Source organism: Olsenella uli, from assembly GCF_901212675.1.
GTDB classification, from domain to species: domain Bacteria; phylum Actinomycetota; class Coriobacteriia; order Coriobacteriales; family Atopobiaceae; genus Parolsenella; species Parolsenella uli_B.
This window is the reverse complement of sequence record NZ_CAAKOQ010000031.1, coordinates 72,417-95,374: the sequence shown is the minus strand read 5'-3', so window position 1 is coordinate 95,374 and position 22,958 is coordinate 72,417. Positions and strand designations below refer to the sequence as shown.

Annotated in this window: 17 protein-coding genes, 1 tRNA gene and 1 other RNA gene; all 19 read left to right on the top strand. The window is 66.8% G+C overall.

The window, feature by feature from the left end; translation table 11 throughout:
• Positions 1 to 357 precede the first annotated feature (357 nt).
• Positions 358 to 2,244 (top strand): ABC transporter ATP-binding protein, encoded by a 1,887-nt coding sequence (locus tag EFAMC1_RS03995; protein WP_261981757.1) that lies wholly within the window; start codon positions 358 to 360, stop codon positions 2,242 to 2,244.
• The gene (locus tag EFAMC1_RS03990) at positions 2,237 to 2,983 is read left to right on the top strand and encodes an energy-coupling factor transporter transmembrane component T family protein (RefSeq protein ID WP_154053021.1); all 747 of its coding nucleotides are present in this window, start codon (positions 2,237 to 2,239) and stop codon (positions 2,981 to 2,983) included. The genes EFAMC1_RS03995 and EFAMC1_RS03990 overlap by 8 nt, the downstream gene beginning before the upstream one ends.
• Positions 2,984 to 3,271: 288 nt before the next feature.
• Positions 3,272 to 3,589: a hypothetical protein gene (locus EFAMC1_RS03985; protein WP_187324545.1), complete on the top strand. Its 318-nt coding sequence runs from the start codon at positions 3,272 to 3,274 to the stop codon at positions 3,587 to 3,589.
• Complete coding sequence (locus EFAMC1_RS03980) at positions 3,582 to 4,019, top strand: PIN domain-containing protein (RefSeq protein WP_187324544.1); 438 nt, start codon at positions 3,582 to 3,584, stop codon at positions 4,017 to 4,019. Before EFAMC1_RS03985 ends, EFAMC1_RS03980 begins: the two co-directional genes overlap by 8 nt.
• Positions 4,020 to 4,166: 147 nt before the next feature.
• Positions 4,167 to 4,262, top strand: an RNA gene (gene ffs, locus EFAMC1_RS03975) — signal recognition particle sRNA small type.
• Between the two features lie 247 nt (positions 4,263 to 4,509).
• Positions 4,510 to 5,184: a DedA family protein gene (locus EFAMC1_RS03970; RefSeq protein WP_154053019.1), complete on the top strand. Its 675-nt coding sequence runs from the start codon at positions 4,510 to 4,512 to the stop codon at positions 5,182 to 5,184.
• A 1,028-nt stretch (positions 5,185 to 6,212) separates the two neighbouring features.
• Positions 6,213 to 8,714 carry a DNA polymerase III subunit gamma/tau gene (gene dnaX / locus EFAMC1_RS03965; RefSeq protein ID WP_187324543.1) on the top strand — a complete coding sequence of 834 codons (2,502 nt, stop codon included), beginning with the start codon at positions 6,213 to 6,215 and terminating at the stop codon, positions 8,712 to 8,714.
• A 267-nt stretch (positions 8,715 to 8,981) separates the two neighbouring features.
• Positions 8,982 to 9,305: a YbaB/EbfC family nucleoid-associated protein gene (locus EFAMC1_RS03960; RefSeq protein WP_154053018.1), complete on the top strand. Its 324-nt coding sequence runs from the start codon at positions 8,982 to 8,984 to the stop codon at positions 9,303 to 9,305.
• Positions 9,306 to 9,309: 4 nt separating this feature from the next.
• Positions 9,310 to 10,023, top strand: coding sequence for a recombination mediator RecR (recR, locus tag EFAMC1_RS03955; RefSeq protein ID WP_154053017.1), 714 nt, complete (start codon positions 9,310 to 9,312; stop codon positions 10,021 to 10,023).
• A gap of 84 nt (positions 10,024 to 10,107) precedes the next feature.
• The gene (locus EFAMC1_RS03950) at positions 10,108 to 11,142 is read left to right on the top strand and encodes a hypothetical protein (protein WP_154053016.1); all 1,035 of its coding nucleotides are present in this window, start codon (positions 10,108 to 10,110) and stop codon (positions 11,140 to 11,142) included.
• Between the two features lie 208 nt (positions 11,143 to 11,350).
• Positions 11,351 to 11,427: transfer RNA gene (locus EFAMC1_RS03945), tRNA-Asp, on the top strand.
• A gap of 821 nt (positions 11,428 to 12,248) precedes the next feature.
• Positions 12,249 to 12,944, top strand: coding sequence for an HAD family hydrolase (locus EFAMC1_RS03940; RefSeq protein WP_154053015.1), 696 nt, complete (start codon positions 12,249 to 12,251; stop codon positions 12,942 to 12,944).
• Between the two features lie 9 nt (positions 12,945 to 12,953).
• A complete protein-coding gene (locus EFAMC1_RS03935; protein WP_154053014.1) occupies positions 12,954 to 13,547 on the top strand; it encodes an RrF2 family transcriptional regulator in 594 nt (197 codons plus the stop codon).
• The gene (locus tag EFAMC1_RS03930) at positions 13,537 to 14,421 is read left to right on the top strand and encodes an adenine glycosylase (RefSeq protein WP_154053013.1); all 885 of its coding nucleotides are present in this window, start codon (positions 13,537 to 13,539) and stop codon (positions 14,419 to 14,421) included. The genes EFAMC1_RS03935 and EFAMC1_RS03930 overlap by 11 nt, the downstream gene beginning before the upstream one ends.
• A gap of 253 nt (positions 14,422 to 14,674) precedes the next feature.
• Positions 14,675 to 15,220, top strand: a complete 546-nt coding sequence (rbr, locus tag EFAMC1_RS03925) for a rubrerythrin (RefSeq protein ID WP_154053012.1) — start codon at positions 14,675 to 14,677, stop codon at positions 15,218 to 15,220.
• A 340-nt stretch (positions 15,221 to 15,560) separates the two neighbouring features.
• A complete protein-coding gene (locus tag EFAMC1_RS03920; RefSeq protein ID WP_154053011.1) occupies positions 15,561 to 15,875 on the top strand; it encodes a hypothetical protein in 315 nt (104 codons plus the stop codon).
• Between the two features lie 510 nt (positions 15,876 to 16,385).
• On the top strand, positions 16,386 to 19,070 hold the full coding sequence (gene glgB, locus EFAMC1_RS03915; RefSeq protein WP_154053010.1) for a 1,4-alpha-glucan branching protein GlgB: 2,685 nt from the start codon (positions 16,386 to 16,388) through the stop codon (positions 19,068 to 19,070).
• Between the two features lie 69 nt (positions 19,071 to 19,139).
• Positions 19,140 to 21,581, top strand: a complete 2,442-nt coding sequence (locus tag EFAMC1_RS03910; protein ID WP_154053009.1) for a glycogen/starch/alpha-glucan phosphorylase — start codon at positions 19,140 to 19,142, stop codon at positions 21,579 to 21,581.
• Positions 21,582 to 21,809: 228 nt separating this feature from the next.
• Positions 21,810 to 22,958 (top strand): glucose-1-phosphate adenylyltransferase, encoded by a 1,149-nt coding sequence (locus EFAMC1_RS03905; RefSeq protein WP_154053008.1) that lies wholly within the window; start codon positions 21,810 to 21,812, stop codon positions 22,956 to 22,958.

Sequence of the window (22,958 nt, the reverse complement as noted above, 5' to 3'; positions counted from 1 at the left end):
CACGGTTTTTGTCCGTGGCCCCGATGCTCTGCATGGCCCGTTTTTGAGGGCGATCGGGGTTCACTATCGCAATCTGCGACCAAAATAAAGCGTTGCCGCCCGGTAGACGGCTTGCGGGCGGGTTTGGCGGCGTCCGGACCTGGGGTGGCGAGGGTTCAGGCCGCGGTCCTGTCCCTGTTCGCGCTATCTTATGACCGGCGCCGCGCACGGTGCCACGCGTGGCGGCCACAGCCGTGACGTCCCCGCGTCCGGCCGTTCCGTGGGCGCCAAGGCCTGCATCCGACCAGGGTGCGCGCCGCGAGCGCACGGCACATCCGGCAGATGCGGTCGCACGAGTTTCGACCAGGAAGGTTCATCGTGTCTGATTCTGACGTGCGCCCGGCAGGCGCGCCCATCATCGAGCTCCAAAGCGTCTCATTTGCCTATGGCGACGCCGACGAGAACACCCCTCGCGCGCTCGACGACGTGTCCCTGACGGTGCGCCAGGGCGATTTCGTGGGCGTCATCGGCCCGTCCGGCGCGGGAAAGTCCACGCTGGCCAGCGTGATGAGCGGCGCCATCCCGCACCACTTCTCGGGTCAGCTCTTTGGCGCCACGCTCGTGGATGGCAAGGACACCTGCGACGTCACGCTCACCGACATCTCGCGCCTCGTGGGCAGCGTGCTGCAGGACATCGATACGCAGATGGTGGCGTCGGTGGTCGAGGACGAGATGCTCTTCGGCCTCGAGAACTTCGGCGTCCCGCACGACCAGATCGAGGCCCGCGTGGCCGAGACGCTCGAGACCGTTGGCATCGCCGACCTGCGCGAGCGCGAGATCGCGACCCTCTCGGGCGGCCAGAAACAGAAGGTTGCCATCGCGGCGATCCTGGCACTGCGCCCGCGCGTGCTCGTGCTCGACGAGCCCACGGCGGCGCTCGACCCGGCCTCGTCGCGCCTCGTGTTCGACACCCTGCGCCACATCAACGAGTCGCAGGGTGTGACCGTCGTTGTCATCGAGCAGAAGGTCGCGCTGCTGTCCGAGTACTGCAATCGCGTCGCGGTGCTCGACCACGGCCATCTCGCGATCGAGGGCACGCCGCACGAGGTCTTTGCGCGCGGCGACGAGCTGCGCCGCATTGGCGTCGACAGTCCGCGCGTGGCCCGCATCGCCAACAGCCTCGCGCAGAAGGGCCTCGTCGAGCCCGGCGACCCCTGCCTCAACGTTCCCGAGGCCGAGGCGCTTATCTCGGGCCTCGTGTCACCTTTCCTTCCGGATGATTTGTCACATTCCGGTGCGGTGGGGGAGAAGTCCATGGCTGTGACGGGCGGCGCTGCGGCGCCTGACTCCGCAGCGGCCGCCGACGCCGCGCCTGCGTCCGGCCGCGTCGCGCCCGAGAAGTCCCCCCATGCCCCCGCCCGCCCCAAGGCCGATGGCGCCAAGCCCGTCGTGACCTTCCGCGACGTCACCTTCGCCTACCCCGGCGGCGGCGCCTCCGTGCGAAACCTCGAGCTTATGGTCTATCCCGGCGAGCTCGTGGGCATCGTGGGCCAGAACGGCGCCGGCAAGACCACGCTCACCAAGCTGCTCAACGGTCTGCTCAAGCCCAGCAAGGGCGAGGTGTGCGTGGCCGGTCTCGGCACGCGCGAGGTCCCCACGAGCAAGATCGCGGCCCACTGCGCGACGCTCTTCCAGAACCCCGACCGCCAGCTCTGCCGCGATACGGTCCTCGACGAGGTGGCCTTTGGCCTCGAGCTGCAGGGCGTCCCCGCCGAGGAGGCCCGCGGCCGCGCCCGAGCCGTGGCCGAGCGCTTCGGCCTGTCGCTCGACGAGGCGCCCTTCTCGCTCTCGCGCGGCCAGCGCCAGATGGTGGCCCTGGCCAGTGTGGTCGTCATCGAGCCCGACGTCATCGTGCTCGACGAGCCCACGAGCGGCCTCGACTACCGCGAGTGCATGACCGTTATGCAGACGGTGGGCGAGATGGCCGAGAAGGGCTGCGCCGTCATCATGGTCTGCCACGACATGGAGGTCGTGAGCGACTTTGCCGAGCGCATCGTGGTCATGGCCAACGGCGAGATTCTCGACCGCGGCGACGCCCGCACGCTCTTCGCCGATGCCGACCTCATGCGGCGCGCCAGCGTGGCCCCGCCGCAGGTCATCGAGCTCTCGGGCGTGCTCGCGCGCGATGTGTCGCCGCGCTTTGCGGGCATCAGCGAGGTCTCCGACATCGTCGACGTCACCGAGGAGATGGTTCGTCGTGGTTAACGTCATTGACTTCGTTCCCGGCAAAACCCTGCTGCACAGGCTCAATCCGGTCACCAAGCTCGCCATCGCGGCGGCCATCATCATCGCGACGTTCCTCTCCGCCACGTACCCGATGCTCGTGGGGCTTCTCGCGCTGACGCTGATGCTGGGCGTGTACGCGGGCGTGTTCTCCCAGCTGGTCAAGCTGCTCAAGCTGCTCGTGCCGCTTGCGGTCATCATGCTGGTACTGCAGACGGCGTTCGTGCGCAACGGTATCTCGGTGTTTCTCTGGATGACCGACGAAGGCCTGGTCACGGGCTCGAAGGCGTGCCTGCGCCTGCTGGGCGTGGCGCTGCCGCTCATCCTCATGCTCATGGTGACCAAGCTTAACGACCTGGCCAACGCCTGCGTCGAGAAGCTCCACATCCCGTACCGCTACGCGTTCACGTTCACCACGGCGCTGCGGTTCGTGCCCGTGTTCTCGCAGGAGATGAACGCGATCATGGAGGCCCAGACGGCGCGCGGCGTGGAGTACGACACCAAGAACCCGCTCAAGAAGATGCAGCTCATGCTGCCTCTGTGCGTGCCGCTGCTGGTCTCGAGCGTGGGCAAGACCGACGCGACGGCCCTTGCTGCCGAGGAGCGCGGCTTCTACCTGCGCACGCGCGAGAGCAGCTTCAAGCGCTATCCGTTCGCGGGCATGGACTACGTGGTGCTCGTGCTCTGCGTGGCGCTGATTGCGGCGGGCGTGGCGTTTTAGGGGAGGACGCTGGCGGGCTGGTGTGGTGGCCGACTGTCGGCCGCCCGCGTACACCAGGCCCCGCCCTCTCTATCTAGAGTTTTGCGAAAGCCGGCACGGGATGAACGACGCTGTTTATCCCGTGCCGGCTTTTCCGGGTTGCCTTTGACGAGGGCGTAAGGTCGGCTGCTGGGTCGGTGCGGGATGATGTGGCACATGCAGCAGATCATTTCAAGATTTGGATGTGGTATTCGTACGCGTGTTCGTGTATACTTGGCTGTGATGTAATACCGTATTACGGAGAATGCCATGGACGCAATGGTGACGGCGCGCGTGCCGGTGGAGGTCAAGCGGCAAGGGGACGAGGCCCTGCGCAAGATGGGCTCGTCTGCGACAAGGCTGGTCAACGCTGCGTATGCCTATGTCATTGCGACGGGCCATTTGCCGGAGGCCAAGTCTGTCGAGACTGAGGGCGACGCCGGTCTTTCGGATTCCCAACGGGCCGAAATCCTCGCGTTCTTCGAGCGATCGAGCTCTCCTGCTCCGGAAGCCTTCTGGGAGGGTTTCACATCGTATGACGAGCTCTTCACCGAAGGGAGGGCGGCAGACTATGAGGCTCTTGGCTGACACCAACGTGCTGCTTGACTATTTGCTGCGGCGTCCTGGTTATGGCGAGGATATCCGGGACCTCTTTGTCATGGACTTCTGTGGTGATGCGGAGCTGTGGGCATCGGCCAAGTCGTTCGCTGACGTCTTCTATGTCGCGCGAAAGGCCATCGGCTCACGAGCGGCCCAAAAGAACATGCGGGCCCTTCTCGAGCACCTCCGCGTTGTGGCCATCGACGGCGATGACGAGCAAGCTGCGGCCGAGGCATGCTGGTCAGACTATGAGGACTGTCTGATTGCCCGTGCGGCTGAGAAGGTGAAGGCCAGCTACATCGTTACTCGTGACAAGGCCGGCTTCTCACGGGCAGATATTCTTGCCCTGGCGCCGCGGGAGCTGCTGGAGGAGGTGTCGAGCAAGACTGGCCATCACTATGCGGAGGTGACGTGGTAGATGCTGAGATGGTGTGGTGACGGAGTGCTTGGATGGCCGGACAATCGGGCGAACAAGTCCCGTGGAAACCTGATGGGGGAGCGTCCTGCGGCAGACCCCTCGCGTGCGAGCGTATTGGCCTCAGTTATACTGTAATTTCGAGCGCGTTTGGTGGGTTCGGGTGACGTCACACCTCGAACCTGGTCAGGGCCGGGAGGCAGCAGCCATAAGGGGCCTCTGACGGGCATCCGTTCCCACCAAGCGCGCTTGGCTTGCTCACACGACGTCCCTTGTCCGCAGCGCGCGGCCGAGGGACGTTTTGCTGAGTGGCCGAACCCTTGCCCGTGCTTAACGGCGTGCGGATTCCGTCTGCGGTGGCAGAGCGCGGGTAGCGCGCGCCTACAATCCGTACGGCGCCCGCGAGGGATGGCCTCGATGCGCTCGCCGAGCCGCATCGCGCCGGGCAGACAGGAAACCAATCGTGGCCGAGCGCCGCGGGAACGGACGGAACATGGGCTTCGTCAACTTCATCGTCGAGCTGCTGCACGACCCGCGCATGGCTATCGCCAGCTGGATTGCCGCCGGCCCGCTCATGGCCTATGGATGCGTCTTCCTCATCGTCTTCATCGAGACCGGCGTGGTGTTCTTCCCGTTCCTGCCCGGCGACTCGCTGCTGTTTGCCTCGGGCTTCTTCGCTCAGGGCGGTGGCTTCAACATCGTGGCGCTGCTGGCCACGGCGTGGTGCGCGGCCATCTTGGGCGACCAGTGCAACTTCATGATTGGCCACTTCTTCGGCCGCAAGATCATCGAGTCGGGCAAGGTCAAGGTCATGACGCCCGAGCGCATCGAGAAGAGCGAGAAGTTCCTCGAGAAGTGGGGCCATCTGGCCATCTTCCTCGGCCGATTCTTCCCGTTCATCCGCACGTTCGTACCGTTTATCGCGGGCATGGGCGGCATGCACTGGCGCAACTTCGTGGTCTTCAACGTGCTGGGCGGCATCACGTGGAGCACGCTGTTCACGCTGCTGGGCTACTTCTTTGGCGGCATTCCCTTCGTGCAGGACCACTTCGAGCTCCTCATCGTGGGCATCATCCTCGTGTCCGTGGTGCCGACGATTGTGGGCCTCGTGAAGAGCCGCCTCGCCAAGAAGAAGGGTCCGCAGAAGCGCGGTAAGCACATGGCGTAGCGCGGAGCGGCGGGCGGCCAGCGGGTTACGTGGTGGGCTCCGGGATCTCGGCGCGGTGGGTGGCCAGCTGCGTAGCCGGTGGCGTCTTGCACAGCGAGCGATGTCTTCCCATGCAACGAGCGCCATCACGCCAGACCGGCGAGTTACGCAACAATCTCCACCGCGTCAGACGGACAAGCGGCCACACCTCTCCAGCGAGCGGGGTAGCGTGTTTTACGCGTCTAAGCCTGCTTGGCCTTTCGCGTGCTAAAACCTACCGTTCGCGGCAATGCGAGTACTTGTGGGCACTAATTTGCGGACAGGCGGTCAATATAGACTGCGAAGCGCGCGTCCTCCTGAACGCTCGTCTCCCCTCCGGTCGTCGGGTAGTCAGTTTGGGCGCTTTGCAATGCAGTTCGTCCAACGGTTCGTCAGAGATTCTTCCAACCCCCCTGTTCTCTGGGAGGACGCGCGCCAACCTGGAAGCCCCCGAGCCACCAGCGCAGCTGGGATACGGTGCCATGAGTAGCCACAGGCTCGGTCAAACGCCCCGCGGGCAATCGTCCGCGGGGCGTTCCTTGTGCCGCCGCCTATGGATTTCTCAAGTCGTGGTCACGAACCCCGGTTTACTTGGTTCTCGAGGATTCGATCGGAGGCTCGCCGGGCGTGCGAGCCCCATTCATCGGGGTCTTTTCCTCTCTGGAGCGGGTGCCCCTGCGGAAATGCCGGCTGAAACCGGCTCCTGGCTTCTTTGGAGCGGGTTCGCCCCTCTCCAAATCCAAGTAAATCGCCCTTCGTGACCACGAGTCGCAGAATTGACGGCCGACATGCCTCACGGCGTTGGGGTGACTTCGCAATGGCCTGATTCTCGTGTCCGAATCTGCTCCCGCAATCGGCTGGCAGTCCGAAGGCGTCTTTCGTTGGCCGCGAACTGCTCCCTGAGCCCGTGTCCGGCGCCTCCCCTATACTTGGATGCACCAAATCGCCCGCCGGCCGCGGGCGTGCGCGTGGCGTCCGCGGCCGGCTCGCAGAGCATAGCCGGAGGCCTCATGGAGTCGCTGTATCGCAAGTACCGCCCGCAGACGTTCCAGGACGTCGTTGGCCAGAGCCACGTGGTCTCCACGCTCGAGCGCGCCGTCACCGAGGGCCGCGCGAGCCACGCCTACCTGTTCTGCGGCCCACGCGGCACCGGCAAGACCACCATGGCGCGCATCCTCGCCAAGGCGCTCGAGTGCGAGCAGGGCCCGGGACACCTCCCCGACGGCACGTGCGAGGAGTGCCGGCTCATCGCCGCCGGTGACCACCCCGACGTCTACGAGCTCGACGCGGCCAGCCGCACGGGCGTCGACAACGTGCGCGAGGAGATCATCAACCGCGTCGACTACGCGCCGGTGCGCGGCCGCTACAAGGTCTACATCATCGACGAGGTCCACATGCTGACCCCGGCGGCCTTCAACGCGCTGCTCAAGACCCTCGAGGAGCCGCCGGCGCACGTGGTGTTCATCATGTGCACCACCGACCCGCAGAAGATTCTCCCCACGATCCTGTCGCGCGTGCAGCGCTTCGACTTCCACGCCATCGGCAACGACGAGATGCACGCCCACCTGGCCGAGATTTGCGACAAGGAGGGCTTCTCGTACGAGGACGAGGCCCTTGACCTGGTGGTTCGCCACGCGCGCGGCGGCATGCGCGACGCCATCTCCACGCTGGAGCAGCTGAGCGTCTTTGGCGACGGCAAGGTCACGGCCGCGGCGGCGCGCGACCTTCTGGGCGAGGTCTCGGGCTCGCGCATGGCGGGCGTGTCCGAGGCACTGGCCTCGCGCGACGTGCCGGCGCTCTTTGCCGAGGTGGCGGGCATCGTCGATTCCGGCCGAGACCTGCTGCAGTTCACGCGCGAGCTGGCGGCGCGGGTACGCGACGCGTACGTGGTGTCCGTCGCGGGCGCGCGGCCCGGCGTGGTGGACACGACGCCCGACGAGGAGGCCGAGCTGGCGCGGGAGGCTGCCGCGTATGGTGGCCCGGACCGTCTGGCCCGCGTGCTCACGATTCTGGGCGACGCGGCAAGCGAGATGCGCACGGCGGTGAACCAGCGCCTCGTGCTGGAGATCGCGCTCACGAAGGCGGCCCGTCCCAAGAGCGACCTCACGCTCGAGGCCCTGGCCGAGAGGATCGAGGAGCTGGAGAACCGGCTGGCGAGCGGGGAGGGGGCTGTGGCTGCGCCGGCGAGTGCCGCTGCGCCGGTGGCCGCGCCTGCTCCGAGCCCGGATCCAGTGCCTGTTGCCGCGTCGTCTCCGAGCTTCGCGGCCACGTCCGCCCCGGCTCCGGTTTCGCTTCCGGTTCCCGCGCCCTCCCCCAAGAAAGAGCTGCACGGCGCGTCCGACCATGCGGCCCAAAAGCCCGAGGCGGGCGGACACGCTGCACAGATTCCCGAGAAGCCCCGCCCGGCGACCGACGATGCGGTGGCTCCGAAGCCGACGCCGGCCCCCATGCCCTCGCCAGCACCCGAGCCAAAGCCTGCGCCCGCTCCCAGTGCGACCGCCCCGGCGCCTGCGTCGGGTGCCTCCTCGCCCGCACCTGCTCCGGCTCCTGCGCCAGCTTCTGCTCCCGCCCCGACACCTGCGCCTGCACCCGCTCCGGCGTCCGCCGCGGTGGCAGACGGCAACCTGCATCGCACCTGGAAGTCGCTGGTAGATAGCCTGCTCAAGACCAATGCCTCGTGCGGCTCGCTGTTGCTCAATGCCACGGCGACGTCCGACGACGGCTCGGAGCTCACGGTGACGCTCCCCGGCGGCAGCTCCTTCACGCGTCGCATGCTCGAGCGCGCCGACGTCAAGGAGATCGTCGACGCCGCGGTGACGGCCGCCTTCGGTCCCCGCAAGGTGACATACGCCGAGCCCGGCTCGCCCGCGCACCAGGCCTCGGCGCCGGCGGCTCCCAAGCCAGCCCCGGCCCCGAAGCCAGCGGCGCCAGCTCTGGCTCCCGCGCCCGTTCCGCCTGCGCCGACCCCCGCTCCAGCTCCCGCGCCCATCCCGTCCACGCCAACCGTGCCTGCGCCGACCCCCGCACCGGTCTCCACTCCAGCTCCCGCATCCGGCCCCGCCCAAGCCACCGCGCCAGCTCCGACCCCAGCCCCCGTCTCCGTTCCGGCCTCCACAGTCCAGGCCCCGACCGACGACGAGCCGCCCTACGACGAGGTCCCCTACGACGACGCCGACGTCTACATCCCGGAGGACGAGACGCCCGACGACGGGCCCGCGACAAACGCCGCGCCGCCTGTGACGCCGCTCTCGTCCATGCCCGTGCCCGCCCGCGCCGCCTCGCTGCAGATCCCACCCGCGGCCCGCGCGCACGCCAAGGACACGGCCGCCGCGGCTCACGCGCTTTCGCCGGACACCACCCCGGCCCCGGTCAACGATGACGATGCGGCGGACGACGCCCCCGCCGACTCCGACCTCCTCGACAACCCCGACGAGCTCGCCTCGGCCCTCACGGACATCTTCGGCAAGTCCAAAGTCACCGTCGTCGACGACGACGGCAACCCCGTGACGTGAGCGCGCAGGCTGGCTTGCGGTCGTATGTGCCGGCTTAAGAAAACCAGAGTTGGAAAAGGGTGTTGACGCGGCTCCCCCAACTCCCGTTGATGGCCTTGTCCACTTTTCGAGGACTCACGTGGCCAGTTTTCGAGGAGCTGTCCGGTGGCGATCGCATGTCCGCGTGACCAGCCGTCCCAAGTGACGGCTTCGCCCAGAACCGCTAGAGTCTTGCTAGCGAACGAAGGCGCGCCCCGAGTCGCCGCCGGCACACCGTCAGGAGGACCCATGCCCCAGATGAACATGCAGCAGATGATGAAGCAGGCCCGCAAGATGCAGGAGCAGCTTGCGGCCGCGCAGGAGAAGCTCAAGGACGTCGAGGTCTCGGCCTCCACGGGTGGTGGCATGGTCAAGGTCGTCGCCACCGGCGAGCTCAAGCTCAAGTCCATCGAGATCTCGCCCGACGCCTGCGACCCCGAGGACGTGGAGCTGCTCCAGGACATGGTGCTGGCCGCCGTCAACGAGGCCCTCAACTCCGCCCAGGAGGCCGCGAGCTCCCAGATGAGCGCTGCGACCGGCCTTGGTGGCATGAACATCCCGGGTTTGTTCTAGCCCCATGACATATCAGCAGCTTGATGCCGGTGTCTCCGCGTTGGGGACGCCGGCTTCTTCGGGAGCATGGGGCGGGGGCGCGTCAGCTGGCTCCACCTCGCCGTCGACCTCGGACGCCCCGCACAACGACGGCCGGGCCCTCCGCCGCCTGCTCGACGAGCTGGGCCGCCTGCCGGGCATCGGTCCCAAGAGCGCCCAGCGTATCGCCTACCACATCCTCGGCGCGGACGCGGAGGAGGCCCGCCGCCTCGCCCAGGCCATCCTCGACGTGAAGCAGCAGGTCCACTTCTGCCCCGTCTGCTTCAGCTACGCCACGCGCGAGAAGTGCGACGTGTGCGAGGACCCCACCCGCGACCGCGGGCGCATCTGCGTGGTCTCCGAGCCGCGCGACGTCTCCGCCATCGAGCGCACGGGCGCCTACCGCGGCCTTTACCACGTGCTGGGCGGCGTCATCTCACCCATGGACAAGATTGGCCCCGAGCAGCTCCACGTCCGCGAGCTGCTCGCCCGCCTGGCTGACGGCGAGGTCACCGAGGTCATTCTGGCCACGAACCCCGACGTCGAGGGCGAGACCACGGCCACCTACCTCTCCCGCACGATCAAGCCGCTGGGCGTGCACGTCACGCGCCTTGCAAGTGGCCTTCCCGTTGGTGGAGACCTGGAGTATGCCGACGAGGTGACCCTCGGCAGGGCGATAGAGGCGCGCCGGGAGCTGTAGAATCGACGGGATTTGCGGCCTTGTTCGCGCAGCGCGCGTCGGACGCCGGCCGCTCGCACGGGCAGGCAAGGGAGAGCGAGTTCGATGGCAGCCAAGCGCTTCAAGCAGCAAGTTCCTGGGGAGAACCCATATCAGCCCAGCTCGGAGCCGCGTTCGGCCGCGGGCGCATCCCGCTCCGCCGCGCATCCGGCGACTCGCCCCGCCGCCTGGCCCTCCGCCGACGCGACCTCCGCGCCCCGCCGTGCCCAGCGCTTCGCCGACGCCTCGCGCGCCACGGCCTCGGCGCACAAGTTCCCGCGCCTGGGCGGCACGCACGACATTCGCCTCGCGTCGGGTGAGGTCCCCGTCACCTCGTCGGTGGGGGACGGGGCCGGCTCCTTCGCAACCGACGACGCCCCGCGCCCCATCGGCGTCGACCCGTCCGAGACCGGCTCGTTCAGCACGATTGATGCGCGCGCCGGCGCGGTCATTTCCGACCGCAAGACCGCCGCGCGCGCGGCAAAGGCGGCCCGCAAGGCCATGCCCGCCTCCGAGCGCAAGCGCGTGCGGTCGTTTCGCCGCCGCGGCGCCGATGGCTCGGGCGTCATGAGCAAGGCCTCGGCCCCCTCGCGCCCCATGGTCATCGGCATCGGGGTCACCGCGCTGGTGGTCATCATCCTGTTCGTGGCCCTCATCGGCAGCATCATCTCGCCGAGCAACACGGCCGGCACCGGCGCCGACAGCGCGGCCACGACATCCGAGAACGTCTCGACCGATCAGGGCGTGAGCCTCGGCGGCTACACCTACAGCGTCTCGCAGGGCTCGGACGGCGCCTGGTCGCTCATGCGGCAGTCCGGGGACAACTCCGACGGCTCGGCGGTGGCGATTGTCAGCCTGTCCGGCACGCCGGTCTCCGTGGCGCTGCACCAGGACACGCTGCTCGTGGCCGAAAACCTCTCCGACGGCACGTGGGACGTCATCAGCTACGTGGCGGCCGACGGCTCGACGGCGTCCCAGCTGCTTGGCAGCGACGGCAACCCCGTGACGGGCCAGGGCGAGCTCGCGTCGTCCGAGGTGGACGGCAGCAACCTGGTGCTCACGGACACGGCGGGCGCGAAGACGACCGTCCCGCTTGGGTAGGCACGGGCGACGTCCCTGTTGGCCGTGGCCACGCTAGCCATGGCCTTGCCCGCGCGGGCAAAACCTCGCCCAATCGGCCCGATAATCTTGTCAATTCATCCCGTCTACCGGCAGGTATGCCACCCAAGCAAAGAAATCCCAAAATTATTGAAATTGGGGCTAGACACGGAGAATCGAATTACTGTAATATAGCCCTCGCACCACGCACGGGGTATTAGCTCAGCTGGTTAGAGCGCTGGCCTGTCACGTCAGAGGTCGCGGGTTCGAGCCCCGCATATCCCGCCATGAATGCGCAGAGGGCTCCGGGAAACCGGGGCCCTTTTTGCTGCCGCTCCATCGAGCGAGGCGTAACGGCGGCATGCGTGCGTTCCCCAGAAGGCCGAAGCCCTTCGTGTTCGTGGGCTGCCATCTCGCGGCCGGATTCTTGAGGCGGCGCGCAACGCCAAGCAACACCAAGCGGTGTGCCAAATGCAGCCTTCGACGTCAAGCCGTGTTCTGTGGGCGTTGCACGACGGCAAACCCTGTTCCACGGGCGGTGCACGGCGCCAAGCGATGCTCCGCGGACGGCGCATGCGCCCCCGGGCGGCCTTCCCCGGCCCTCTGGGGCCTGCAAGACGTTGCCGCAAGCAATCTACGTTGCATTTGACAAAACGGGTCTTCGCACTTTTGAGTTGTGAACGATTATTTGCTCCATATTCGAGTCACTGCGAGTAGTCTATTTGGCGTTTGCCGCCGGAGGTCTCCAGCTGGCCCTTATAATTCGTTCACAACTCAAAAGTGCGAAGACGTGAATCCGAGATTTCCCGGTAGATTGCGTGCGGGCACCTGTCACGGCCGCGTCCCCTGTGCCAAACGAGACAAATGCAGGCACAGTTGGTACAATTGCCAGGCAAAGAATGTGCGGGCTAGCAAGCGCAATCGGCATCACGACCCGAGGTTTCACGCAAGGGGCCACCGGCACGCCGCAGCAAAGGCTGCGCCCGTGCCGCAGATGCGTCACGCACGTGCAGTGCGTCGACGCGGCGCCTGCGAAGCGGCCGGGGCGCGAAGCCGCCGCGCATGGCATCGAATTCCAGACGCGCGCAAACATCGATGGGGGACGCCACATGGCCGAGGACGAGCAAAAGACAGGCGGGAAGACCCCGATTGCCGTCTTCGACTACGATGGCACCATCATCGACGGCCAGTCCGGCTCGCTCTTTGGCACCTACCTGCTCTCGCACGGCCTCATCTCGATCCGCACCGGCCTGCGCCTCGTGTGGTGGGGCGCGCGCTATAAGCTGCACCTGCCCTATCGCCAGGACGAGGCCCGCGAGCTCATCTTCCACGACCTCGCACGCCTCGAGCGCAGCGAGACCCTCCGCATCATGTGCGACTTCCACGACGAGGTCCTGAAGCCCCTCTACCGCGCCGACGCCATGGCCGAGGTTCGCAGGCGCCACGACGAGGGCCTCGTCACGTTGCTCGTCTCGGCCACGTTCTACGAGATCGCGCACGTCGCGGCCGCCTACCTCGGCATGGATGGCGTCGCGGCCACCCACATGGAGCTCGATGCCAACGACCGCTTCACCGGGCGCGTCGAGGGCGAGGTCGTGGCCGGTCCCGGCAAGGTGCACGCCACGCACGCCTGGGCCGACGAGAACCTCGGCGCCGGAACCTGGCGCATCGCCTGCGCCTACGGCGACCACTTCACCGACGAACCCCTGCTCGAGCAGGCCGACGAGCCCTTTGCCGTCTGCCCAGGCGCCACGCTCGCGCACATGGCCAAGCGCCGCAAGTGGCCCGTGCTGGACTGGAACTAGGGAGCAACCATGGACGTCTCCAAGAAGACCGACTACGCCCTGCGCATGCTTGCCGCGCTCGTCCGCGACCCGTCGGGCGTCGTGTCGGTGCGCGCCGCCGCGCGCGACAACGGCGTGCCGTACTCGTTTGCCCGCTCCATCCAGCACGACCTCGTGTGCGCCGGTATGGTGGAGAGCCTACGCGGCGCCCGTGGCGGCATGCGCCTCTCCGTCGATCCCGAGAAGATCACGCTGCTCCAGGTGGTCGAGGCCATCCAGCGGCCGGTGTCGCTCTCGCCCTGCGCAACCAGCGGCCCCGACGGCGGCGCCTGCCCGCGTGCCCTGAGCTGCCGCTTCAACCCCATCTGGGCGGGCGCGCAGGAGCTTCTCAACAGCTATCTCTCGTCAGTGACCCTGGCCGACGTGGTGGCTGGGACGGCACAGCCCGTGGTGGAGGAGCGTTTCGTGCGCCCGGGCGGTTCGGGCCGCACGCCGTCGGTGCTGCTGGGCCAGGCGAGCGGCTTGGCGGCGACGCGGGCCGACTTGGCCGCGGCCGGAGCCAACGCCGACGACGAGCCACTGCCCGAGGGCTGCCCGCTTGCCGAGGCCGTCGATGTCGCCTGAGCTTGAGGCGTTTCGTACCCGCGTCTACCTGCGCGGGTACGAGCTCTACCGCGACCTGCCGTGGCGCGACACCCGCGATCCCTACGCCGTGTGGGTGTCCGAGGCGATGCTCCAGCAGACGCAAGTGGCGCGCGTCGACGGCAGGTGGCAGCGCTGGCTTGAGCGCTTTCCCACGGTGGAGGCGCTCGCGCACGCTGCGCCGGTCGATGTGCTCGACGAGTGGCAGGGGCTCGGCTACAACCGTCGTGCCCTCGCGCTGAGAAACGCCGCCGAGGTCGTGACGCGTGACCACGCCGGCACCATGCCAACCGACGAGGCCGAGCTCAGGGCGCTGCCTGGTATCGGTCCCGCCACGGCGGCGGGCATCCGCGCCTTCGCGTACGACCTGCCCGGCGTCTATCTCGAGACCAACGTGCGCGCGGTCTTCCTCCACGAGCTCTTTCCCGACGCCGAGGACGTGCCCGATTCCGCGCTACGCAGGCTCGTGGCTGAGGCATGTCCCGAGACGGCCGTGGACGTTGCCGGTGCCGACGTGCCGTGCACGCCTCGGAGCTGGTACTATGCGCTGCTCGACTACGGGTATCACCTCAAGCAGACGGTGCCCAACCCGTCGCGTCGCTCGCGCTCGAACGTGCGGCAGTCGCGCTTCGAGGGGTCGCATCGCCAGAAGCGCGCGGCCGCGGTGCGCCTCATGCTCGACGCCCACGCGGCGGGGGAGGCCGGCGTCACGCCGCAGGCCCTGGCTGCGGTGCTGAGCGAGTCGGAGGCCAAGGCCGGCCGCGGACCCGTCGACGAGGCCTATGCATCCAAGATCCTGGCCGAGCTCGCCTCCGAGGGCTTCTGCCACGAGACCGATGGTCTCTGGCGCGTGTAGCGCCCACCGGGACGCACTGCCCCCGGCTCCCCTCGTGTCGGCGAGCCAGCCTGCGTTTCCCCAGCGCCGGCCCCGTCAGGCCAGGCTAATAGATAGCCTTGTCTAACTGGATGTATTCTTCTTAATAAGACTTATTCCTATTTATTACCGTTCAATAATGGGTATGCTAGAGCCAGCCGAGCGAGAGGTTCGGCGGGGCGGGTGGTCGCGGGGAATCGGCCACCGCCGGAGAGCTGACCCAAGGAGGAACCACATGGCTGTTGATTTCAACGAGTCCCAGACCAAGAAGAACCTCGAGACCGCCTTTGCCGGCGAGTCGCAGGCTTCCATGAAGTACAGCTACTACGCCAAGGCCGCCAAGAAGGAGGGCTACGTCCAGATCTCCGACATCTTCACGGAGACCTCCGGCAACGAGCGCGAGCACGCCAAGCTCTGGTTCAAGTACCTCCACGACGGTGACGTGCCCGACACGCTGACCAACCTCAAGGACGCCGCCGCCGGTGAGCACTACGAGTGGACCGACATGTACAAGGGCTTCGCCGAGACCGCCGAGGCCGAGGGCTTCAAGGAGATCGCCGCCAAGTTCCGCGGCGTCGGTGCCATCGAGAAGGCCCACGAGGAGCGCTACAACAAGCTGGCCGAGCGCGTCGAGAAGGGCGAGGTCTTCGAGCGTCCGGGCGTCAAGGTCTGGAAGTGCCTCAACTGCGGTCACCTGCACGTTGGCGAGAAGGCCCCGAAGATCTGCCCGGTCTGCAAGCACCCGCAGTCCTACTTCGAGGAGCAGGTCGTCAACTACTAGCAGGTGGCTGGCGCTGCGGCGCTGTGCCACGGCTGTTCTCGAGCCTTGGGCCCGTCTCCATGTGGAGGCGGGCCTTTTTTGCGGTTCGATGCCCGGCTGCGGGCCTTTCGTGGCCGATTGCTGCTCCTCGAGAGGCTCTGGAGTGACTCGTGAGCGCTTCGAGAGCGACTCGTGCGAGATTTTTGCAGTTTGGCCCCTTCACCTCGAGTAGCTTGGAATTGGGCATTCGGCTGACCTGCAGTTTTGTGGCCCACGGGCGGCCCGGTAGGGGCGTTTACTCTGGCACAACGCCAAAAACTGCAATAATCGCGCACGACTCTGCGCGGGCAGGTTCGGCGACATGGACCGCTTCCTGGAGCGGGACTTCTTTGACGAGAACGACACGGCCTCGCTCGTGCTGCCCGACCGCGCGCTGAGCCTTGAGGCCGTTGCGGTGTGCCGGGCGGACGCCTGCGACACCGACATGTACGACACGCCGTTTGACCCCGAGGACATGGACCGCTTGGTCGCCCGCGCACACGAAACCGCCGTCTTCGAGCGCGCGGGCGCATATGGCGAGGGAGACCAGCTGATTGGCCTCTCTACCTGCTACTCAACGGGCGCCGACGTCCGCACCATGCTCATCTGCAAGGTCACGGGGGAGTCCGTCGGCTAGGGTGTGAGCCGGGCTTCTGCGCCGTGGCAGCCTGCGGTGTGCGAAGGCCCCGCGGGTCGGGTGCCCTGCCGTTTGCCGATGGACGCTTGCATTTATTCGAGCGAGCGCATCAGACGTCAAGAAAACCGCAGGTGAGACAAAAGGCCACACAGGGTTGGTGTCGAAAACAGCAGGTAGCACCCAATTGAATGCAAGCCGATAGGCTAATTTACTCGCAATATAAGTGCTGCTTAACGCCTTGTCCTTATGCTCCCTTCATACAAACGACCATCAAAGAAGAGCCCAATCGACGGCGAAACACTCCGTTTACCGACTCCTAATAAAAGGCCGGGTCCGTTTGGTCTCTATGGGGATAAAGTGGAGATGTCTTTCGGCCCCGACCGGAGCCCATATAGCCCCAGCTCCCCACCAGGAGCTGGATGCCCGCCGGCTTGAGGCCGCGTCGTGCCCGCCCAATGGCGGCGCTCGCGATGCCCGTCGGGGGAGATGTGGGCAAGGAAGGGGTGCTTGATGAGTCAGGCAAAGGCAGCAGGTACGAGCACGAGTTCGTCGAGGGCGGCAACAGCCAGGAAGCCGGGTGCCGAGAAGCTCGCTGGCGAGAGGCCCACCACGAAGGCGGCTGCGCCCGCGAAGGCTGCCGAGGCCGCGAAGGCCGTCAAGCCCGCGCCGGCCGCCAAGCCCGCAGCCAAGCCTGCAAAGCCCGCGCCGGCCGTCAAGCCCGCGCCGGCCGCCTCCCTCGCCATCACCCCGGACGACCTCTACCTCATGGCTGCCGGCACGTGGTACCGCAGCTACGACAAGATGGGTGCCCATCCCACCGCCGAGGGCGGCCAGGATGGCTACCGCTTCGCCGTCTGGGCCCCGGAGGTCCGCTCGGTCCACGTCGTGGGCGAGTTCAACGGCTGGGACACCAAGGCCAACCCGCTCACGCTCACGCCCACCGGTGGCGTCTGGTACGGCTTCGTCCCCGGCGTCCGCCCCGGCGAGCTCTACAAGTACCTGATCGAGACCCGCGACGGCAAGCTGCTCTACAAGGCCGACCCCTACGCCTTCTCCGCCGAGATGATCCCCGGCACCGCCTCGCGTACCACGGCCGAGCCCGCCTACGCCTGGGGCGACGACGTCTGGCTCAAGCACCGCCGCGAGACCGACCACATGCACCAGCCCCTCAACATCTACGAGGTGCACCTCGGCTCCTGGCGCCGCCACGGCGACGAGCCGCAGGGCGACCCGCGCCCGGACGGCACCTACCCCGGCCCCGGCGACCCCTTCCCCGCGCAGCGCGGCAGCTTCTACACCTACGACGACCTGGCCGCCGAGCTCGTGCCCTATGTCAAGAAGATGGGCTACACCCACATCGAGGTGCTGCCCGTCATGGAGCACCCCTTTGACGGCTCGTGGGGCTACCAGGTCACCGGTTACTACGCGCCCACCAGCCGCTATGGCACGCCCGAGGGCCTCATGCGCCTCGTCGACGCCTGCCACCAGGCCGGCATCGGCGTGATCCTCGACTGGGTGCCCGGCGGCTTCTGCGCCGACGAGCAGGGCCTCGCCACGTTCAACGGCAAGATGCTCTACGAGCGCGAGATCCACCCCAACTGGGGCACGCACAAGTTCGACTTCGCGCGCGGCGAGGTGCGCTCGTTCCTCGTCTCCAACGCCCTGTACTGGCTCGAGCGCTTCCACGCCGACGGCATCCGCATGGACGGCGTGTCCAGCATGCTCTACCTCAACTTCGGCGTGGACAACCCGGCCGACAAGAAGTTCAACGAGAAGGGCACGGAGGAGGACCTCGACGCGTCGGCGTTCATCCGCCAGGCCAACTCGGCGGTGGAGAAGTACTTCCCCGACGTCATGATGATGGCCGAGGAGTCCACCGCGTGGCCGCTCGTGACCTACCCGCCCGCGGACGGCGGCTTGGGCTTCCACTACAAGTGGGACATGGGCTGGATGAACGACACCCTGCACTACATGCAGACCGACTTCCCCTGGCGTCCGGGCAACCACGGCATGATCACGTTCTCGCTCATGTACGCGTTCAACGAGAACTTCATCCTGCCGCTCTCGCACGACGAGGTGGTTAACGGCAAGTGCTCGCTCATCACGCGCATGCCGGGCGACCAGTGGCGCCAGTTCGCGGGCCTGCGCACGCTCGCGCTCTACCAGCTCGCGCATCCGGGCGGGAAGCTCAACTTCATGGGCAACGAGCTGGGGCAGTATATCGAGTGGCGCTACTACGAGTCGGTGCAGTGGTTCCTGGCCGACCAGTTCGAGCCGCACCGCAAGCATCAGTACTTCTGCGAGGCGCTCAACAACTTCTACCTCAAGGAGCCGGCGCTGTGGCGCGAGGCCTACGAGTGGCGCGGGTTCGAGTGGCTCTCGGCGGACGACTCCGAGCACTCGATCGTGTCGTTCGTGCGCCGTGGCGACACGCCGGACGAGGAGCTCGTCGTCATCATCAACTTTGACGTGAACTTCCGTCCGAGCTGGCGCGTTGCGGTGCCCCAGGAAGGCGACTACGAGGAGGTCTTCAACTCCGACGCTACCGAGTTCGGCGGGTCCGGGCAGCTCAACCCCGGCGTCATCTCGAGCCGGCCGGAGAACTGCGACGGGCGCGACGACTCGGTCATCCTCAACGTGCCGCCGCTGGGAGGCACGATCCTTCGTCGCATGGGGCACTCGAGCTACGTGTCGCCCGAGGCGAAGGAGGAGGCCGAGAGGGGCGCAGCTGCCGAGAGGGCCAAGGCGTCGCGCGCGGCGAAGGCCCCGCGTGCCCGCTCGGGTCGCGCCACCGCCAAGCCCGCGCGTCCGGCAGCGAGGCCTGCGCCCGTGACGGCTGCTGCGCCCAAGGCCGAGAGGCCCGCGGCACCGGCCGAGGCCGCCAGGCCGGCCGCCGCCCCGAAGGCTAAGGTCGCCCCGGCTGCCGCCCCGAAGGCCACTGGGCCCGCCGCGTCCAAGGCTCCCAAGCCTGCCGCGCCCCAGGCCCCCGCTCCCGCCCCCGCCAAAAATGTGACAAATCATACGGAAGGAAATGTGACAGCGCGGGAGCCGGAGCCGGTGCACCCGCCCAAGCACATGCGCCACACGAGCTGCCGGGTGGAGGACCTCGCCAAGAAGCACGGCACCAAGGGCGCAAAGGGAACCAAGGGCGGCAAGTCCAAGAAGATAACTCGAGCTACGTCGCGGAAGGCGTAGCCAGCCCATAGCAAGCAGCCTGACCACACGCGGCCAAGCCGAACAACGCATCCAGAGGGGATTGCAAACATGGCAGAAAAGATCTTCAGCAGCCCGGAGGAATTTGCAGAGGAGTTCCGCGCCAAGCTACGCGCCGAGGCCGGCAAGGACCTCAAGGGCTGCAACAACGCGCAGCGCTACCATGCCCTCGCGCGCCTCATCGCGCAGAAGGCCAACGAGCAGTTCGCCCGCAGCGACTCGCAGAACAAGAAGGGCGAGCTCAAGAAGGTCTACTACTTCTCGCTCGAGTTCCTGATTGGCCCGCTGCTCGACAACTACCTGCTCAACTACGGCGTCCGCGACATCGTGGCCGAGGGCCTCGAGTCCATGGGCATCGACCTCGACGAGCTTGTCTCCGAGGAGCAGGACCCGGGCCTGGGCAACGGTGGCCTGGGCCGCCTCGCCGCGTGCTTCCTCGACTCCATGGCCGCCGAGGGCATCCTGGGCTTCGGCAACGGCATGCGCTACCAGTACGGCCTCTTCAAGCAGAAGATCGAGGGCGGCCGCCAGGTGGAGGTCACCGACAACTGGCTCGACAAGGGCTTCCCGTGGGAGACCAAGCATCCCGAGAGCGCCGTCTACGTGCGCTTCGGCGGCAACGTCGTGCGTCACGAGGGCGAGGGTGGCAAGTTCTGGTTCACCCAGGAGGGCGGCGAGCTCATCAAGGCCGTCCCGTACGACGTGCCCATCGTGGGCTATGAGGGCAAGACCATCAACCGCCTGCGCCTCTGGAGTGCCGAGCCGGGCGAGGAGGCCTTCGACCTCGAGGCCTTCAACGCCGGCGATTACGCCAAGGCGTCCAAGTTCCGCACCGACGCCGAGGCCATCTCCGAGATTCTCTACCCCAACGACGCCGGCGAGCACGGCCGCATCCTGCGCCTCAAGCAGGAGTACCTGTTCGTCTCCGCAGGCATCAACTCCATCATCCGCAACTTCAAGTACGACCATACGGGCGCCGACTGGAAGACCTTCCCCGACCTCGTCTCCATCCACACCAACGACACGCACCCGGCCATGTGCGGGCCCGAGCTCATGCGCGTGCTCGTCGACGAGGAGGGCCTGGACTGGGACACCGCGTGGGACATCACCACGCGCACCATCTCCTACACCAATCACACGGTGCTGCCCGAGGCGCTCGAGAAGTGGCCGATCGACACGTTCCGTCGCCTACTGCCGCGCCTCTACATGTACATCGATGAGATCAACCGCCGCTACATGGCCGACTTCCCGCGCACCTCTGACCACTGGCAGGACCAGCTGCGCAACACCGCCATCCTCTGGGACGGCCAGGTGCGCATGGCCAACCTGTCGGTCATCTGCAGCCACAGCGTCAACGGCGTGGCCGAGCTCCACACCGAGATTCTGAAGCGCGAGACCCTGCACGACTTCTACGCGCTCGCGCCCGAGAAGTTCAACAACAAGACCAACGGCATCTCGCCCCGCCGCTTCCTCGGCAACTCCAACCCCACGCTCTCCAAGCTCATCACCGACAAGATCGGCGACGGCTGGCTCAAGGACGCGAGCGAGCTCAAGAAGCTCGAGGCCTTCTACGACGACGGCGAGTTCCTCGACGCGCTCTCCAAGAGCAAGCGCGCCAACAAGGTGCGCCTCGCCAACTACGTCAACAAGACCCTCGGCCTGGAGATCGACCCGGACACGGTCTATGACGTGCAGGTGAAGCGCTTCCACGCCTACAAGCGCCAGCTGCTCAACGTCTTCAAGATCATGCACGTCTACAACCGCATGCTCGAGGACCCGAGCTACCGTCCGCGCAAGACCACGTTCTTCTTCGCCGGCAAGGCGGCGAGCGCCTACACCTTCGCCAAGGAGGTCATCCGCCTCGTCAACTCCGTGGCCGACGTCATCAACAATGACGAGCGCGTGAACGACTACATCAAGGTCGTCTTCGTGCCCAACTTCGCGGTTTCCAACGCCGAGCTCATCTACCCGGCGGCCGACATCTCCGAGCAGATCTCGACGGCCGGCAAGGAGGCCTCGGGCACCTCGAACATGAAGCTCATGATGAACGGTGCCATCACGCTGGGCACCCTCGACGGCGCCAACATCGAGATCGCCGAGCTTGCAGGTGCCGAGAACGAGAAGATCTTCGGCATGAAGGTCGAGGAGGTCGAGGCGCTCAAGGCCAGCGGCAAGTACTTTGCCTGGGACGTCGCCAACGCCGACCCCGAGGGCGCGGGCCGCTGCGTGGCCCAGCTCACCGATGGCACCTTCGCGCGCCTGTCCGGCGACTTCCAGCAGATCCACGACGAGCTCATGGGCAACAACGACTACGACCTCGTGCTCGCCGACTTCAAGAGCTACGTCCAGGCCTGGGAGGAGCTCGTCGCCGAGTACGACGACCAGCGCTCCTGGCAGAACAAGGCGCTGCACAACATCGCGAACTCTGGCCACTTCTCCAGCGACCGCACCATCCGCGAGTACGCCCGCGACATCTGGGGCCTCGACGACTAGCTAGCGACTAGACGCGTCGCGCGAAGGGCGCCGCCGGAGCTTGGCGGCGGCGCCCCGGGCGCAGGCGCGAAGGCGGAAGGGGAGACACCCCTTCCGCCGCTCCCGGCGGGATGGGAGACCATCTCGGCAGGAGCGGCGAATCAAAACGGCAACGAAGCCCCGGGTGCGCCCGGGGCAAGCGGCAAAGGGTCAGCGAAGGAACAGGGAAGGATTCGAGAAGGGGGAACCATGAGCAGCAAAGAGTGCATCGCGATGCTCCTTGCCGGCGGACAGGGAAGCAGGCTCCAGGCGCTCACGCGCAACATCGCCAAGCCTGCCGTCTCGTTCGGGGGCAAGTACCGCATCATCGACTTCGCGCTGTCCAACTGCATGAACTCGGAGATCGACACGGTGGGCGTGCTGACGCAGTACCGCCCCTACCTGCTGCATTCCTACATCGGAACCGGCGAGGCCTGGAACCTCGACGAGCGTGACGGCGGCGTGTCGATCCTGCCGCCCTACGCCACCGAGACGGGCGGCAACTGGTATGCCGGCACGGCCGACGCCATCTACCAGAACATCGGCTACATCGAGAGCTACAGCCCCAAGTACGTCGTGATTCTCTCGGGCGACCACCTCTATCGCATGGACTACGCCAAGATGGTCGAGAGCCACAAGGCCAACAACGCCGACCTCACCATCTCGGTCATGCCGGTCGAGTGGGCAGAGGCCAGCCGCTTTGGCATCATCACCAAGAACAACGACGACTCGGTGGCCAAGTTCACCGAGAAGCCCAAGCAGCCGGACTCCAACCTCGCCTCCATGGGCATCTACGTGTTCAGCACCGACGTGCTGCTCAAGGCCCTCAAGGAGGACGCGCTCGACCAGACGAGCGACCACGACTTCGGCAAGAACATCATCCCGAAGCTCCTCGAGGAGAAGAAGCGCATCTACTGCTACGAGTTCCACGGCTTCTGGCGCGACGTCGGCACCATCGCGAGCTACCACGAGACGTCGATGGATCTGCTTGGCGACAACCCCGAGTTCGACCTGTTTGCCAAGGACTTCCCGATCATGACGAACGCCCCGGTGCGCCCGCCGCACTACATCGGGCCCGACGCGCACGTGGAGGACTGCATCATCGCCAACGGCTGCCACGTCTACGGCACTGTGCGCCACTCCATCCTCTCGACCGACGCCCGCGTGGGCGCGCGCGCCATCGTGGAGGACTCCGTGCTGCTTCCGGGTGCCATCGTGAAGGACGGGGCGCACGTGGTGCGCGCCATCCTGGGCGAGCGCTCCGTCGTGGAGGCCGGCGTTGAGCTGGGCAGCGTTGACGTGACCAAGGACACCGCAGTCATCGGCGACGAGGTCGTCGTGGGAAAGGGGGAGGAGTAG